16 protein-coding genes are annotated in these 16,103 nt (G+C 32.2%); 9 read left to right on the top strand and 7 right to left on the bottom strand.

Annotated elements, in window-relative coordinates; translation table 11 throughout:
- Positions 1–93: 93 nt before the first annotated feature.
- The 4 genes from secA to GXM21_RS12890 all read right to left on the bottom strand — a co-directional run bounded on the left by secA (position 94) and on the right by GXM21_RS12890 (position 4,153).
- Positions 94–2,604 (bottom strand): preprotein translocase subunit SecA, encoded by a 2,511-nt coding sequence (secA, locus tag GXM21_RS04535; protein WP_008538299.1) that lies wholly within the window; start codon positions 2,602–2,604, stop codon positions 94–96.
- Positions 2,605–2,878: 274 nt separating this feature from the next.
- Positions 2,879–3,412, bottom strand: coding sequence for a ribosome hibernation-promoting factor, HPF/YfiA family (gene hpf / locus GXM21_RS04530; protein ID WP_008538300.1), 534 nt, complete (start codon positions 3,410–3,412; stop codon positions 2,879–2,881).
- A 157-nt stretch (positions 3,413–3,569) separates the two neighbouring features.
- Positions 3,570–3,812 (bottom strand): YdeI/OmpD-associated family protein, encoded by a 243-nt coding sequence (locus GXM21_RS12895; protein WP_008538301.1) that lies wholly within the window; start codon positions 3,810–3,812, stop codon positions 3,570–3,572.
- A 122-nt stretch (positions 3,813–3,934) separates the two neighbouring features.
- The gene (locus tag GXM21_RS12890; protein WP_008538303.1) at positions 3,935–4,153 is read right to left on the bottom strand and encodes a YdeI/OmpD-associated family protein; all 219 of its coding nucleotides are present in this window, start codon (positions 4,151–4,153) and stop codon (positions 3,935–3,937) included.
- Positions 4,154–4,289: 136 nt separating this feature from the next.
- On the opposite strand from GXM21_RS12890, the gene GXM21_RS04520 reads away from it, so the two are divergent.
- The 9 genes from GXM21_RS04520 to GXM21_RS04480 all read left to right on the top strand — a co-directional run bounded on the left by GXM21_RS04520 (position 4,290) and on the right by GXM21_RS04480 (position 14,454).
- Entirely contained in the window at positions 4,290–5,162 is an 873-nt protein-coding gene (locus GXM21_RS04520; RefSeq protein WP_008538304.1) for a methionyl aminopeptidase, read from the top strand.
- 90 nt (positions 5,163–5,252) lie between these two features.
- Entirely contained in the window at positions 5,253–5,954 is a 702-nt protein-coding gene (ftsE, locus tag GXM21_RS04515; RefSeq protein WP_008538305.1) for a cell division ATP-binding protein FtsE, read from the top strand.
- The gene (gene ftsX / locus GXM21_RS04510; RefSeq protein ID WP_008538306.1) at positions 5,944–6,831 is read left to right on the top strand and encodes a permease-like cell division protein FtsX; all 888 of its coding nucleotides are present in this window, start codon (positions 5,944–5,946) and stop codon (positions 6,829–6,831) included. Before ftsE ends, ftsX begins: the two co-directional genes overlap by 11 nt.
- Positions 6,832–6,844: 13 nt before the next feature.
- Positions 6,845–7,948: a murein hydrolase activator EnvC family protein gene (locus GXM21_RS04505; protein ID WP_008538307.1), complete on the top strand. Its 1,104-nt coding sequence runs from the start codon at positions 6,845–6,847 to the stop codon at positions 7,946–7,948.
- Positions 7,949–7,968: 20 nt separating this feature from the next.
- The gene (locus tag GXM21_RS04500; RefSeq protein WP_008538308.1) at positions 7,969–9,120 is read left to right on the top strand and encodes a S41 family peptidase; all 1,152 of its coding nucleotides are present in this window, start codon (positions 7,969–7,971) and stop codon (positions 9,118–9,120) included.
- Positions 9,121–9,267: 147 nt separating this feature from the next.
- Positions 9,268–11,325, top strand: coding sequence for an elongation factor G (gene fusA / locus GXM21_RS04495; protein ID WP_008538309.1), 2,058 nt, complete (start codon positions 9,268–9,270; stop codon positions 11,323–11,325).
- A 229-nt stretch (positions 11,326–11,554) separates the two neighbouring features.
- The gene (locus tag GXM21_RS04490; protein WP_008538310.1) at positions 11,555–12,823 is read left to right on the top strand and encodes a galactokinase; all 1,269 of its coding nucleotides are present in this window, start codon (positions 11,555–11,557) and stop codon (positions 12,821–12,823) included.
- Positions 12,824–13,015: 192 nt separating this feature from the next.
- Positions 13,016–13,624, top strand: coding sequence for an SMC-Scp complex subunit ScpB (scpB, locus tag GXM21_RS04485; RefSeq protein ID WP_008538311.1), 609 nt, complete (start codon positions 13,016–13,018; stop codon positions 13,622–13,624).
- A gap of 20 nt (positions 13,625–13,644) precedes the next feature.
- Positions 13,645–14,454: a MerR family transcriptional regulator gene (locus GXM21_RS04480; protein WP_008538312.1), complete on the top strand. Its 810-nt coding sequence runs from the start codon at positions 13,645–13,647 to the stop codon at positions 14,452–14,454.
- Positions 14,455–14,501: 47 nt separating this feature from the next.
- On the opposite strand, the gene GXM21_RS04475 is transcribed toward GXM21_RS04480, so the two are convergent.
- Genes GXM21_RS04475 through yedE form a run of 3 tightly spaced genes read right to left on the bottom strand, consistent with a single transcriptional unit; the run spans position 14,502 to position 16,077 of the window.
- Positions 14,502–14,747, bottom strand: coding sequence for a putative Se/S carrier protein (locus GXM21_RS04475; protein ID WP_008538313.1), 246 nt, complete (start codon positions 14,745–14,747; stop codon positions 14,502–14,504).
- A gap of 19 nt (positions 14,748–14,766) precedes the next feature.
- Positions 14,767–14,973: a sulfurtransferase TusA family protein gene (locus GXM21_RS04470; RefSeq protein WP_008538314.1), complete on the bottom strand. Its 207-nt coding sequence runs from the start codon at positions 14,971–14,973 to the stop codon at positions 14,767–14,769.
- An 18-nt stretch (positions 14,974–14,991) separates the two neighbouring features.
- The gene (yedE, locus tag GXM21_RS04465) at positions 14,992–16,077 is read right to left on the bottom strand and encodes a YedE family putative selenium transporter (RefSeq protein WP_008538315.1); all 1,086 of its coding nucleotides are present in this window, start codon (positions 16,075–16,077) and stop codon (positions 14,992–14,994) included.
- Positions 16,078–16,103: the final 26 nt, after the last annotated feature.

Below are 16,103 nucleotides of genomic sequence, written 5' to 3'. Positions count from 1 at the left end.
TTTATTTTTAACTAAAATAAATAAAATTATTTATAGGCAAAAGCTCTATTAAATTAAATAAAAATAGAGCTTTTCCTTATCATTATATATTAATTATTTATTTTTGCCACAACAGTTTTTATATTTTTTACCGCTACCACAAGGACAAAGGTCATTTCTACCTATATTATTGCTTTTTGCCTGTGGGGATTTAGAAATACTTTCACCATGATTTACAGTTGCATTTTTCAAACGGTCTTCTGGCTGTGGTTGTTCACGAACAACATTTACACGATACATCAATTTTGCAATATCTTCTTGAATATTATCGATCATTGCTTGGAACATATCATGACCTTCAATTTTATATTCAACTAATGGATTTCTTTGACCATAAGCACGCAAGCTAATACCTTCACGAAGCATATCCATATGATCTAAATGTTCCATCCATTTATTATCTACAACTTTAAGCATAATGATGCGTTCTAAATCACGCATTACTTCACTGCCGAATAATTTTTCACGATTATCATAATTATCTTTAGCTACTTTATATAAAGTTTCTTTTAATTCATCACGACTCATCGCTTCTAATTGTTCTTTTACTAGAGTTCCTTTTGGTGCATAAATATCTTCTGCTTCTTGGATTAAACCATCTAATGTCCATTCTTCTGGATAAAGTTTTTCATTAGCATATCTATCCATCTGGCTGTCAATTATACGTTTAACCATTTCAATGATATTTTCATAGAGATTTTCACCAAGTAAAATCTTACGACGTTGGTCATAAATAACTTCACGCTGTTGATTCATGACATCATCATATTCAATGACATGTTTACGAATATCGAAGTTACGTGCTTCAACTTTTTTCTGTGCCTGTTCAATGGAACGAGTAACTAATTTATGTTCAATTGGATCATCTTCACCCATACCAAGTTTTTCCATGATATTGGCGATATTATCAGAACCAAATAGACGCATTAAATCATCTTCTAAGGATAAGAAGAAACGTGATGCACCTGGGTCACCTTGACGACCAGCACGACCACGTAACTGATTATCAATACGACGAGATTCATGACGTTCTGTACCAATTACATAAAGACCGCCAACTTCTGCTACGCCTTCACCTAAGCTGATATCTGTACCACGACCAGCCATATTAGTGGCAATAGTTACAGCACCTTTTTGACCTGCGTCTTTAATGATTTCAGCTTCCATTTCATGATATTTAGCATTTAATACTTTATGGTCGATACCTTGTCTTTTCAATTGTGCACTTACTTCTTCAGACTGAACGATAGAAGTTGTACCTACTAAGACTGGCTGACCTTTAGCATGACATTCTTTTATTGTATTGATTACTGCTTTCATTTTAGCTTTTTTAGTTTTATAAATAACATCAGGATAATCAATACGTTTAATAGGTTTATTTGTAGGTACTACAATTACTGGTAATTTATAAATCTTTAAGAATTCATTTTCCTCTGTTTTTGCTGTACCTGTCATACCAGCTAATTTTTCATACATACGGAAATAATTCTGGAAAGTGATTGTTGCTAAAGTTTGAGATTCACGCTGAATTTTTACACCTTCTTTAGCTTCAATAGCTTGATGTAAACCTTCAGAATAACGTCTACCAAACATCAAACGACCTGTAAACTCATCGACAATGACGATTTCACCATCACGAACAACATAATCGCGGTCGCGTTTCATCATTGCTTTGGCACGAAGTGCTTGTGTAAAGCAATGAGACATTTCTATATTAGCACTATCATATAAGTTTTTAATATTTAATGCTTTTTCTACTTTTGCTACAGCAGAATCATTAGGAGAAACTGTTTTTTCTTTTTCATTTAAAACATAATCTTCTCCTTCTTTTAAATTTGCTACAGCTTTTGCCATGATAGCATACATATCAGTAGATTTTGCACCAGGACCAGAAATAATAAGTGGTGTTCTAGCTTCATCAATTAAAATACTATCTACTTCATCGATGATAGCATAATTTAATTCACGTTGTACCATCTGTTCTTTAGATACAACCATATTATCTCTTAAATAGTCAAAACCAAATTCATTATTTGTACCGAAAGTAATATCGCAATTATAAGCAAATTTACGAGAAGGGAAATCCATATCATGAGTGATTAAACCAACTGTTAATCCTAAAGAACGATATAATCTACCCATCCATTCGCTATCACGTTTTGCCAAATAATCATTAACTGTAATCATATGCACGCCTTTACCAGTTAACGCATTTAAATATACAGCTAATGTAGCTACTAATGTTTTACCTTCACCTGTACGCATTTCAGCGATTTTACCTTCATGTAGGCAAATACCACCAATCATCTGTACATCAAAATGACGCATACCAAGCACACGTCTAGAAGCTTCACGAACAGTTGCGAAAGCTTCTGGCAAAATACTATCTAAAGATTCACCATTTGCTATACGGTCTTTAAAATCACTTGTTTTTCCATATAATGAGCCATCGCTCAGCTGTTTCATTTGCGGTTCTAAAGCGTTTATTTTTTCTACAATACCGCGCATACGGCGAATTTCACTTTCATTATTATCGCCTAAAAATCTTTTAATAAAGCCGAACAAAAATCTCAACCCCTAACAAAATCATATTTTAATGTAGTATAACTAAAACATCTAAATCTATTTATCCTAAAAAATCTAAGATAATTTACTATCTACAAACTAAAATATTATAGATGTAAAAATTATATACAAATAAAACTACATCAAATTTTATCAAACAATGCTTAATAAGTCAAAGATAGTCATTATTTTATTTACTTATTTATAAAAAAAAATCGAGCTAATTAACTTAGCCCGATTTTATCTCAATGTATTATTGTCTACCTAAAATATATTATACACCAGACTCAATTAAACCATATTTACCATCTTTACGTTTGTAAACAACGTTAACATCTTCAGTTTTATCATCACGATATACGAAGAAATCATGGTTTAATAAATTCATCTGCATAATAGCTTCTTGAACATCCATAGGTTTTACCACAAAACGTTTTGTTTTAATAACAACTGCTTCATCTTCTTCAACAGGTTTTGCAGGTGGAGTCATCATTTCAGTTCTGATACTACCTTCACGGAAACGTTTTTCCAATTTAGTTTTATATTTACGAATCTGACGTTCAATTTTTTCGATAACTAAATCAATAGATGTATACATATCCATTGTTGCTTCCTGTCCGCGTAATAAAATTCCCTGAACAGGTACAGTAACTTCTACAATATGACGGTCTTTTGATACTGTAAGAAGGACGGTAATTTCTCCAACATTATCGAAGTATTTTGTTACTTTTCCTACTTTCTTTTCTACATAATCGCGAAGTGCTGGAGTGACTTCAATGTTTTTGCCTCTAATAGTGAATGTTGCCATATGCATTCATCCCCTTTTCTGTATCTTTGATTATATATATTCTACAACTACTATTTCTATTCCTTCTATTTTTTATAAAAATTTTAAAAAATTTTTACAAATTTTATGCATTATTAATTTATACTAATTAATTATCTATATATCTCAGTATTTTCGCCTAATAATTTAATAATCTTCCATTATCATTCCATTCTCCATACACAATACCATTCTTTGTATTTTCAATTAATTTTTCTAATCTTTTTTGAAATAATTGAGGATTTTTCTTTTTTATTTGAATAGTATCTATGCGTACACGTTGATATAATGATGGAAACTTATGGAAATTTGCCCAAACTATCTCATCTTTTTTCAATGCTTCTAATATATCTATATCAATATTAAATCCCTTTTCCGACATATCTGGTAATACTTTTTTACCTGCTTATGTCATTTTTCCTAACTTTTCCATTCTTCGACAACGTTCTTTATTCAATTCCGACCAGATAGAGCCTTTTTTTCGTGGAGATAATCTTTGTATTGTTATTCCATTATCAAGTTTTTTACCGTACTATCTATCCAACCAAAGCACAAAGCTTCCTCCACAGCATCTATATACCAAAATGTATCATCATTTTGTGACTTACCTCGTTTTACTATCACCCAACATTCTTTTTGTGTTTCATAATTATTTTCTAGCCACAGTCTTAATTCTTCTCTATTTTTAGCCTTTAATATATTTATAGGTTTTACTTCTTTCATCTTATAAATACTCCATTTTGATTATTTTCGATAAATTTTATTATACATCACAAGATAATAATTTATACCTAATTTTATTCTGTTCAAATTAACTAAAAAGCTTTATAATATGCTATAGAATAGGAGAGATAAAAATATGTTAGATACTGATTTATGTTGGTGTGGCAGTAATAAAGCATATAAAGACTGCCATAAACAATTTGACGAACACTTAAATTCCATTAAATTAAAGGCATTCAAAGGTCAAAAAAGACCACCTCGCAATATTATAAAAAATGAAAAAGATATTGAAGGTATTCGCAAAAGTGGCATTATAAATAATGGTGCTCTTGATTTAATAGCTTCTAAAATTTGTGCTGGCATGGATACAGAAACTATCAATTTATTAGCACATAATTATATCGTTGAACATGGCGGTATTCCTGCTTGCTTAAATTATGAAGGCTATCCAAAAAGTATCTGCGTATCTATTAATAATGTAGTTTGTCATGGTATTCCTAGTCGTGATATCGTTTTAAAAGATGGCGATATTGTAAATGTAGATGTAACTACTATTCTTGATGGATATTATGCTGATGCTTCTCGTATGTTTATGATAGGTAATGTTTCTGATAAAGCAAGAAAGTTAGTAGAAGTTACTAAAGAATGTATGGAAATCGGTATTAAAGCTATTAAACCATGGGGCTTTGTTGGTGATATCGGAGCTGTTGTTGAACATCATGCACATAAACACGGTTATTCTGTAGTTGAAGATTTAGGTGGTCATGGTGTTGGTAAAAAGTTCCATGAAGAACCATTCGTAGCTCATTTTGGTAAAAAAAATACAGGTATGCTTCTCGTTCCTGGTATGGTTTTAACTGTTGAACCAATGATTAATATGGGTGCTCGTCATGTAGTCTTAGACCCAGTAGATGAATGGACAATCTATACAAAAGACGGTTCTTTATCTGCACAATGGGAAAAAACTGTATTAATCACTGAAACTGGTACAGAAATACTTGCTGATTAATACTCAAATTATTAAACTAAAAATGCTTCCTGCTACAAATACAGGAAGCATTTTGTAATATTGCTTAAATTTTATTAAAGGGGTTTTGTAATGACTAATAAACCAATTATTAGTATGGAAAAAATATTTAAAAAATATGAAAATAATGCTCTAGCTCTAAATGATATAAATGTAGAAATTCATAAAGGGGAATTTGTTTTTATCGTAGGTCCAAGTGGAGCTGGTAAATCCACCTTTATGCGCATGCTTTTACATGAAACCTTGCCTACTTCTGGAACAGTTATCATCAATGGATATAATATCACTAAAATGAAACGACAAGATATTCCTTATTTACGTCGTAGTCTAGGTATTGTTTTCCAAGATTATCGCCTTTTACCAGATAAAACGGTTTATGAAAATGTTGCCTTTGCTATGCGAGTTATCGAAGCACCTCGCCGTCTAATACAACACAGCGTAAATAGTGTTTTAGATGTCGTAGGTTTGAAAGATAAATATAATTGTTTTCCTCATCAATTATCCGGTGGTGAACAGCAACGTGTAGCTATAGCTAGAGCTATTGTCAATCAACCTGCTATCGTCATTGCTGACGAGCCAACAGGAAATCTTGACCCAGAAACTACATGGGGCATCATGGAAATATTTTATCGCATCAATAAAGCTGGTACTACAATCGTCATGGCTACTCATAATAAAGAAATTGTAGACACTATGCAACGACGCGTATTAACTATTGAAAACGGTCAAATTATTCGCGATGTTGCTCAAGGAGGTTATAGTGATGAAGCTTAGTACAAGTGAATATTTTATCAAAGAAGTCTATACCTCTTTTAAACGCAACATTTGGATGACTTTAGCTTCCATTTTTACCGTAGTTCTTTCTTTATTTATCTTAGGTTTTTTCTCTATCGTCATTTTAAATTTAAATAAAATGGCAGACACATTAGAATCACAAGTACAAATAAGCGTATATTTGAAAGATGATTTATCCCAAGAAGAAATCGATGAAACTAAAGAAACTTTGAGTAAAATAGAAGGATTACAAGATATTAAATTCACTACTCGTGAAGAAGCTATGAAAAATTTCAAAGAACGTCTAGGCGACCAACAATTTTTATTAGATGCTTTAGACGATACGAATCCTCTACCTAATTCTTTTTCTTTGACTGTTACTTCTCCTCAGCAAGTAAAAACTATAGCTGATACAGCAGCTGCTCTCGATAGTGTAGAATCTGCTTCCTATAGTCAGGATATCATCAATCATCTATTCAATCTGACTCACTTAATTCGTTTAATTGGTGTAGCTTTAATAATCCTATTGACTGGTGCTGCTATTTTTATCATTTCAAATACAATACGCCTCACTGTATTTGCTCGCAGAAAAGAAATAGCCATCATGAAATATGTTGGTGCAACTGACTGGTTTATTCGCTGGCCTTTCCTTCTTGAAGGCATTTGTCTTGGCTTTATCGGTGGGGGTTTAGCTACTATATTTCTTTATATAGTCTACAATCAAGTTACTCAGGAAATCTATGAAGCTATGGCATTTTTCCCACTCATTCCGCAACACCCATTCATTGATTATATCAGCCTTGCTATCTTAGTTGCAGGAATTATCATTGGTGCTTTGGGCAGTACCATTTCTTTAAAAAGATTTCTAAAAGTTTAAGGAGCATATTTTAATGAAAAAATTTCTTATTTTATCTTTATTATTATGCTTTTTTATGACAAATACACCTCTTGTTTTTGCCGAAAGCCTTTCTGAAAAACAAGAACGCATTGAACAACAAGCCCAAGAAGAAAAAAATAAAATACAAGAAGCCACTGATAAATTAAACGAGGTTTCTGAAAAAATGCGTATCTTGCAAGCAGAATTAGATGAAGCAAATACAGCTTATAAGGAAATAAAAGCTAAATTAGACAATGCTAATGAACAGATTGCTCAAAAGGAAAAACAATTAGCAGATACTGAACAATCATTGAAAAAGAACCAGAAATATTTACAAAAACGTGTACGTGATATCTATATACATGGACAAATTTCTTATCTAGATATTTTATTTGGTGCAAAAGATTTTTCAGATTTTTTGACTAGAATGGATTTAATCAAAAGAATTTTACGCTATGATTATGATTTAATCACTAAAATTCATCAAGAACGCAATAGCATTATACAAACTAAAGCAGAATTAGAAAAAGAAAAAACTGCTACAGAAAAATTATATGATGAAGCTAAAACTAAAAAATTTGCTCTTGATGATAAAAAATCCGCTCTTGATAAAATGATAGATAGAATAAAATATGACAAAGAAACATCAGAAAAAGCATATAAAGAACTCATGAATGCATCTGAACAAATTGCTTTAATGATACAAAGACGAGGCTCTTCGGCATATGTCGGCACAGGGCAAATGATTTGGCCTTTAGGTGGCCCTATAACTTCTGAATATGGCTGGCGAACTCACCCTATTTATGGCAATGCTCGCTATCATAGCGGTATTGATATTGGTGGTGATTATGGCATGAATATCTATGCTGCTGACTCTGGTACTGTAACATATTCAGGCTGGATTAGCGGTTATGGCAATACTGTCATTATCGACCATGGAAATGGTGTTTCTACACTTTATGGTCATAATCAATCACTCACTGTAAGTGTCGGTCAAAATATCTCTCAAGGCGATGTCATAGCTCATTGTGGCTCTACAGGAAATTCCACAGGCCCTCATTGTCATTTTGAAGTTCGTGTCAATGGTGAACCTACTAATCCATATGACTATTTATAAATACTAAGTGGTGATATTTTATGAATAAAATTTTAAAAACTATAATTGCAGTATTACTCATAGCAATTATCTCCTCAATTTCTACCTTAGGTTTAATTTATTATGCTCTCGGTTTTAATGAGCAAGGATTTAGCAATCTAATGCGTTTTATTACAGCTTATCGCTTCATTGAAACAAAATATGTCAACGATACTGATGATGTAAAACTAATTGATGGTGCGATTGATGGCATGGTAAAATCCTTAAATGACCCTCATTCCAATTACCTATCACCTAAAATGTATAAAACCTTAATGGAACAAACAGAAGGCTCTTTTGCTGGTATCGGTGTTGTCATGGGTATGGATAATGAACAAAAAATTCATATAGTCGGCATCATGGAAAATTCTCCAGGGCAAAAAGCAGGTCTTCAAGAAGGTGATGAAATTTTAGCCGTTGATGGGGTACCAGTAACTCAAATGGCATTTGATGAAGTAGCTGCCCATGTTCGTGGACAAGCTGGTACCGATGTAGTTTTAACCATTATGCGCGATAATGCAAATCAAGATATAACAATTACACGCGACAATATAAAATTAAAAACTGTCGGTCATAAAATGTTAGATAACAATATCGGTTATATTCAAATAGTATCTTTCTCTGAAGACACTGCCAATGAATTTAATGAAGCTTACAATGATTTAAAAAATCAAGGTATGAAGGCACTTGTATTAGATTTGCGCAACAATCCTGGCGGACTTTTGACAACTTGTGTTGAAATTGCTAAAAAACTTGTACCTAAAGGAGAAATTGTTTCTATTGTTGATAAACAAGGAAATAAAGAAACATACTCTTCATCTTTAGAAGCTCCTGAATATCCTCTTGTTGTCTTAATCAATAAAAACAGTGCTAGTGCATCTGAAATACTTTCTGGCGCTATTCAAGATACAAAATCAGGTACAATAATCGGTAATACTTCTTATGGTAAAGGCTCTGTGCAAACAATCTTACCTATGTTTGAAGATGATGCTGTAAAATTAACTATTGCTAAGTACTATACACCAAGCGGACGTTCTATAGATGGCACAGGTATCACACCTGATATTGAAATAAATTTAGATGAAAATGCTACTTTAGATACACAATTAGACAAAGCATTGGAAGTTTTAAAAGCTCAATTAAATAATAATTAAATATTTTATTTAGGCTATCACTAAAAAATAAAAAATATTAGTGATAGTCTTTTATTTTTTTCTAAAATTATAAAAGGATTTTAAAAATTTTCAGAGAATATATTAAATATAGATTTTTAAGATTTTACACCCAGGAGGGATTTTAATATGACAGAATTTAATAGTACACAATTAAGAAACTTAGCATTAGTAGGACATGGCAAATCTGGTAAAACATCAATAGCAGAAAACTGCCTTTTCAAATGTGGTACTACTAATCGTGTAGGCAAAACAGATGATGGCACTTCCATACTTGATTATGAACCAGAAGAAGTAAAACGCAAAATGACTATTGATTCTAGTCTAGCTTCTTGTGAATGGCAAGGTTACAAAATTAATTTCATAGATACTCCAGGGTATCCTGATTTTACAGGAGAAGTAAAATCTGCTTTTACTGCTTGTGAATCAGCAATCGTAGTAGTTTCTGCTACATCTGGTATCGAAATTGAAACAGATAGAGCATGGAAATATGCTGAAGAATTATCTCTACCACGTGCTATTTTCATCAATAAAATGGACCGTGAACATGCTGATTTTTATAAAGTAGTAGAAGAATTACGTGCTCATTTTGGTAAAGGAATTGTTCCTATTCAAATTCCTATTGGTAGCGAAGCTAGTTTCCAAGGCGTAGCTGACCTTATCACTATGAATACAAAAGTCTTAATCAAAAATAAAGATTTGATTTATGAAATTCCTGAATATATGAAAGATGAAGTAGATACTGCTCGTCATATGCTCATGGAAACTTGCGCTGAATTCAATGATGAATTATTAGAAAAATATCTTGAAGGCGAAGAAATCACTGAAACAGAAGTAGCAGCTGCTCTCATTGAAGGTATCGTAAATGCTAAAATTTTCCCTGTACTTTGCGGTAGTGCTACTAAAGGTATTGGCTTTAGACAATTAATGAACAGTATCATTGAATATATGCCAACTCCTTATTTCCGTGCTTCTATGGGTATTAATCCAAAAAATAATGAACTCATTGAACGCCGTACAGAAGATGCTTTCTCCGGATATGTATTTAAAACAGTTGTTGACCAGTTCATCGGCAGAGTTAGTTACTTAAAAATCTTATCTGGCACTTTAATTGAAAACAGTTCTGTATATAATAGCGTTAGCGAAAAAACTGAACGTATTAGCAGTCTTTATAGTGCTTGTGGTAAAAACCAACAAGCTCAAAAAATTGCTCATGCTGGTGATATCGTAATCATCACCAAACTTCAAGCAACAAAAACAGGTGATACTTTATGTAATGAAGAAGAACCTATCAAATATGAACCTGTTACTCATCCTGCTTCTATGTTTACTATGGCAATCAAAGCAGATAAAAAAGCTGACGAAGATAAAATTGGTAATGCATTAACTCGTCTAGTAGATGAAGACCCTACTTTAACAATCTATAAAAATACAGAAACTGGCGATTTAACTATCAGTGGTGTAGGTGAATTACATCTTGATGTAGCTATTGAAAAACTCTTAAATAAATTTGGCGTTACAGCTAAACTTTATCAGCCTGCTATCGCTTATCGTGAAACTCTCCGTGGCACTAGCAAAGTTGAAGGAAAACATAAAAAACAAAGTGGTGGACATGGTCAATATGGCGATGTTTGGTTAGAATTTAGCCCTGGTGAATTAGGCAGTGGCGTTACTTTCACTGAAACTATTGTAGGTGGTGCTGTTCCTCGTCAATATATTCCTGCTGTAGAAAAAGGTGTTCGTGAAACACTTCAAACAGGTATTTTAGCTGGTTATCCAATGGTTGATATCAAAGTTAATCTCTTTGATGGTTCTTACCATACTGTTGACTCTTCAGAAATGGCTTTCAAAACAGCAGCAGCTCTTGCTATAAAAAAAGGTATTCCTGAAGCCAAACCTGTACTCTTAGAACCATATTATACTCTAAAAATCACAATTCCAGAATATTATATGGGTGATGTAATCAGTGGTATCAATACAAAACGTGGTCGCATCATCAATACTGAAAGCCCATCTCACGATGTCAGCATCATTGAAGCTCAAGTTCCTTTAGCTGAATTATATAAATATGCTACTGATTTACGTTCAGCAACTCAAGGTCGTGGCAGTTACACTATGGAATTTTCACATTATGAAGAAGTTCCTGCTAAAATCAGTGAACAAATAATTGCTGAAAATAATAAATAAAATCTCAAAATAATAAATGAAATGTGAGATAGCCTACATTTTTTGTAGGTCTATCTTGCATTTTTCAGAAAATATACAAAAAAATTAAATTTAAAAATTATACTTGACAATCAACCACAAAAGCTGCATAATATATTACATAAGATACAACTGTGGTATAGGGATTGGGCTTTTTCCCTTTTTTATTTTGCTATTTAAAGAAAACGTTTACCAAAATGGAGGTATAAAAATGTCTAATATTATCGAATTCTTAAAATCTCAAGAAGCTAAAGAAAAACTTATGAGCCTTTACAATCTTGATGAACAAGCTGTAGATACTCAAGTTAAACGTTATCAAAAATTAGCTGATGCTTTTGCTGAAGTTTATCCTGTTGATAATGCATCTTTCTTCAGTTCTTCTGGTCGTATTGAAATCATTGGTAACCATACAGACCATCAACTTGGTCGTATCGTAGCTGCAAGTATCGACATGGATACAATCGCAATTGTTACTCCTAATGCTGACGGCAAAATTCATGTAAAAAGCTTAGAATATGATGAATTCACTATTGATGTTAATGATTTAGCTGTTAAAGAAGATGACTCTCGTACTGTTAAATTAATCAAAGGTATTCTCGAACGTTTCGTTCAAAATGGCAGAAAAATTGGTGGCTTCACTACATTCATGACAACTACAGTATTAAGTGCTGCTGGTGTTAGCTCCTCTGCTTCTTTTGAAATGCTTATCTGCGCAATTTTAAATGACCTCTACAACAATAACGAAATCTCTACTTTAGAATGTGCTAAAGCTGGTCAATGGGCTGAAAATAATAAATGGGATAAAAAATCCGGACTTTTAGACCAATTAGCATGTGCTACTGGTGGTATGATTACTATTGACTTTGCTAACTATGAAAACCCTGAAGTTGTAAAATTAGATAGTAAAGTTATTCAAGATAAATATGACTTTTTCATCACTCCTACAGGCGAAGATCACTCCGCTCTTGATGGCGAATACACTGCTATCACTGTAGAAATGAAAGCTATCTCCCAATTCTTTGGTAAAGAATACTTAAAAGATGTTAGCATGGACGATATCATGGCAAATCTTCCAGCTCTTCGTGAAAAAGCTGGCGACCGTGCAGTTCTTCGTGCTATCCACTTCATTACAGAAACAGAACGTGTTCGCAAATTAGCTGCAGAAGTTAAAGAACATGATTACACTAACTTTGAAAAAGCTGTTACTGATTCTGGTCTTTCTTCTTGGAGATTTTTACAGAACTGTGCAACACCAGACCCTAAACATCAGGGTATTGCACTCTTCCTCGCTATGAACGAAATTTACTTCCAGAATCATAAAGGTGTATGCCGTGTTCATGGTGGCGGTTTTGCTGGTTCTATCCTTTCTGTTATTCCAAAAGAAGAATCTCCTGCATTTAGAGCATTCCTCAAAGATGTTCTTAAAAATGAATATTATGAAATTCATATGCGTGATGCAGGTAGCGTTAAAGTTTTCTAATTTAGCTCTCTCTAATTCTCTTAATATACAATCTCCAAATAGCAGGCAACATATTTTTGTGTTGCCTGCTATTTATTTTACGATTATATTGATATTTAATAGGCAAATCACAGCTTTTTTGATAAAATAAAATACAACTATTTCCTCAAATATATTTCTTATATTTAATAACTAAAAAAGGAGGGATAATTTATGCAAACAGAAAAAACTCCTATAATTTCTAAAGATAAAGATGAGTTAAAAGCTGCACTAGAAGCAATTTTATTTATATCCGGTGAAGCAGTATCTCATTTTCGCTTAGCAAATACTTTAAATATTACAAGCGACGAATTAGATGAACTCATCATGTCCTTACAAGAAGATTTACAAGCTAAACATCGTGGATTAGCATTAGTCAAAATTGCTGGTGGCTATCGATTATGCACAAAAATAAAAATAGCTCCTTATCTTGAAAAATTCACTCAAGTTGTTGATAAAAAGCTCTCTCAACCTATAATGGAAACATTATCTATCATTGCTTTTAAACAACCTGTTACTAAACAAGAAATCGAAGAAATTCGCGGTGTAAATACAGATAAAATCTTACGTCGTTTACTTGAAAGAGATTTAATTCAAGAAGTTGGTCGTAAAAAGGTCATCGGCAGACCTATATTATATGGTACTACTTCTACATTTTTACAATGTTTCGGCTTAAATGATATAAAAGATTTACCAGAATTGCCAAATATGAGTTATGAAGAACGAGAAAAACTCTATCAAGAAGCAAATTTATTTTCTAATGAAGATTTAAAAACTGATTAAAACAATTAAGGTATTTTATCATGGGACAAAAATTATTCACCAGTGGCGAATTTGCTAAATTTTGCAATACAACAAAAGATACATTATTTCACTATGATGATATTAATTTATTAAAACCTGCCAAAATAGCCCCTAATGGCTATAGATATTATTCAGCTAATCAAGCATTTTTATTTGATATGATTTCCTTATTAAAAGAAGTAGGTCTTAGCTTAGAAGAAATCAAAATATATATGGATAATCGCGACGCTAAAACTTTTTTATCCATGTTAAAAGAAAAGGATAAAAAAATCCATCAAGAAATAGAACGGTTAAAAAGATTGCGTAGCTTATTAAAAAATACAATGAATATCACACTTGATTCTTTCAATGTGGAAATTGATAAAATTACTTTCACTCATAAAGAAGAAGAGTATTTTATTGTAACTGAAGGGCCTAAAACCCCTGATGATAAAGCTGTTTTTTCAGCTATTTCTCAACATGTCAATTATTGTAATAAGCATAATTTTTATTATACTTTTTCCTTAGGTGAAATCATTTCTGCTGAACATATTCAAGACAAAACTTTCCAAACTACGTATTTTTGCACGAAAATAAATCGCAAAGTAAACAATAAACAATTATTGATAAAACCTGCTGGATTATATGCCATAAAATATATTCGTGGTTCTTATGATGATTTAATCAAAGCTTATGCTCAATTCGTAGAAGAACTACATAATATGAATTACAATGTCATAGGTGCTTTATATGAAGAAGATATGCTCAATTATCTTTCTGAAACGGATTTCAACTATTATTTAATGAGAATAGAAGCTCGTATTCTTTAACAAAAAAGCTATTAATAGATATTACTATTAATAGCTTTTACTTTCTTTTAACTATTTTCTGCCCTGTAGATAAGATGATACTTATTTTCTTTAAGCTCTACAATTTGTTCGACTTCATCTTGATGAATTTGCTGTTCATCAATCAATTCACCTTCACATAAGACACAAGTCCCACAACTACTGCTCAAATCTCGTGGTACAGGCATAATTTTAGCTTTTATATTCATTTGTTCGCATAATTTTTTAAAGCGAATAGCACCAAAATGTGCATAAAAAGTTACTATATATTTCATTGTATTTTATATTTAACTTTTACTTTGTAAAAGTCAAAGTATATTCTCCATTTTGTTCAGTAATATTGACATTATAGCCTTGCTTTTTACCATAATTGCTCACGTTTTCTTTAGCTGTAGGGCTATCTACTACCATTTGATATTTATTTTCTTTGCTCATCATTGCTTTGCTAAGCATAATCACAGGTTCTGGACAAGAAAGTCCTCTTGCATCTAAAATTTCCATAAATCTAAAACTCCCTCATTATTTTGATTTAATACTAAATGTGTTAAAATATGCTATGAATATCGTTACAATTAAACCGATAACTACTGCAATTTGACCATTTACTGTTGGACCATTGCCACTAGAAGCCAAACCAAAATTATGGGCAAAAGCAGCTCCGATAATTAACCCTAGAACAGTGATAGCACTATCAGAATTACCTTCACCTGCTAAGACTAATTGACGCAATGGACAACCGCCAAGTAATACACAGCCAAAACCAGCTAATAACATACCTAAGAAATTCCAAATTCCATCTGTATGAGCTATTGGTTGTTTATCAAAACTTAAATTAAAATATGATACATCTGTGATATTTGTAAGTATTAAATTGCAAATAAACGCACTCACTAAAATAGCAATAAAGCCTAATAATAATCTTGATTGACCAAATAAAATTATATCTCTTATGCCACCAACCATACATAAACGCGTACGTTGAGCCAACATACCTACAATAATACCTGCAACTAAACTAATAGCTAAAGCTGCATGTTTACCACCTGGAGCTGAAGCACTTTCCGTAAAATGAATAAATACTGGTGCTGTAAGTAAAAACACTAATAAAACTACAGCGATAATTGGTAAAATACTACCTTCTAATTTAGGCAATTTATATGTTCTTTTTAAACTATATCCTTTATTTAAGAAAAATACTCCTGCCATAATACCAGCGATAAATCCTACTAAGCCAAAAATAGCATTTAAATCTCCACCTGCTAAACGCAATATCATTCTAAAAGGACAACCTAAGAACATCAAACAGCCAATCATCACGAAAAATGCCAATATAAAACGTGTTAATGGAGAACTGCCACCTTTAGCATTAAATTCATTTTTAGCCACAGCAATTATAAAACTACCTAAAATCAAACCGATAATTTCTGGTCGAATATATTGAACTGTTGCTGTGGAATGTAAACCTAAACCGCCTGCTGTATCACGTAAAAAACAAGCAATACAAAAGCCCATATTCATAGGATTACCAAAATAAACTAAACAAGATGCTATAATACCTATAATTCCCCCTGAAAGTATAATCATCATACTTTCATTCTTTTGCATAATATATGCCTCCCTTTCTATGTATA

The organism is Megamonas funiformis, from assembly GCF_010669225.1.
Classification (GTDB): domain Bacteria; phylum Bacillota; class Negativicutes; order Selenomonadales; family Selenomonadaceae; genus Megamonas; species Megamonas funiformis.
Note: the sequence above shows the minus strand (reverse complement) of the source record. Positions and strands in the feature narration are given on the sequence as shown.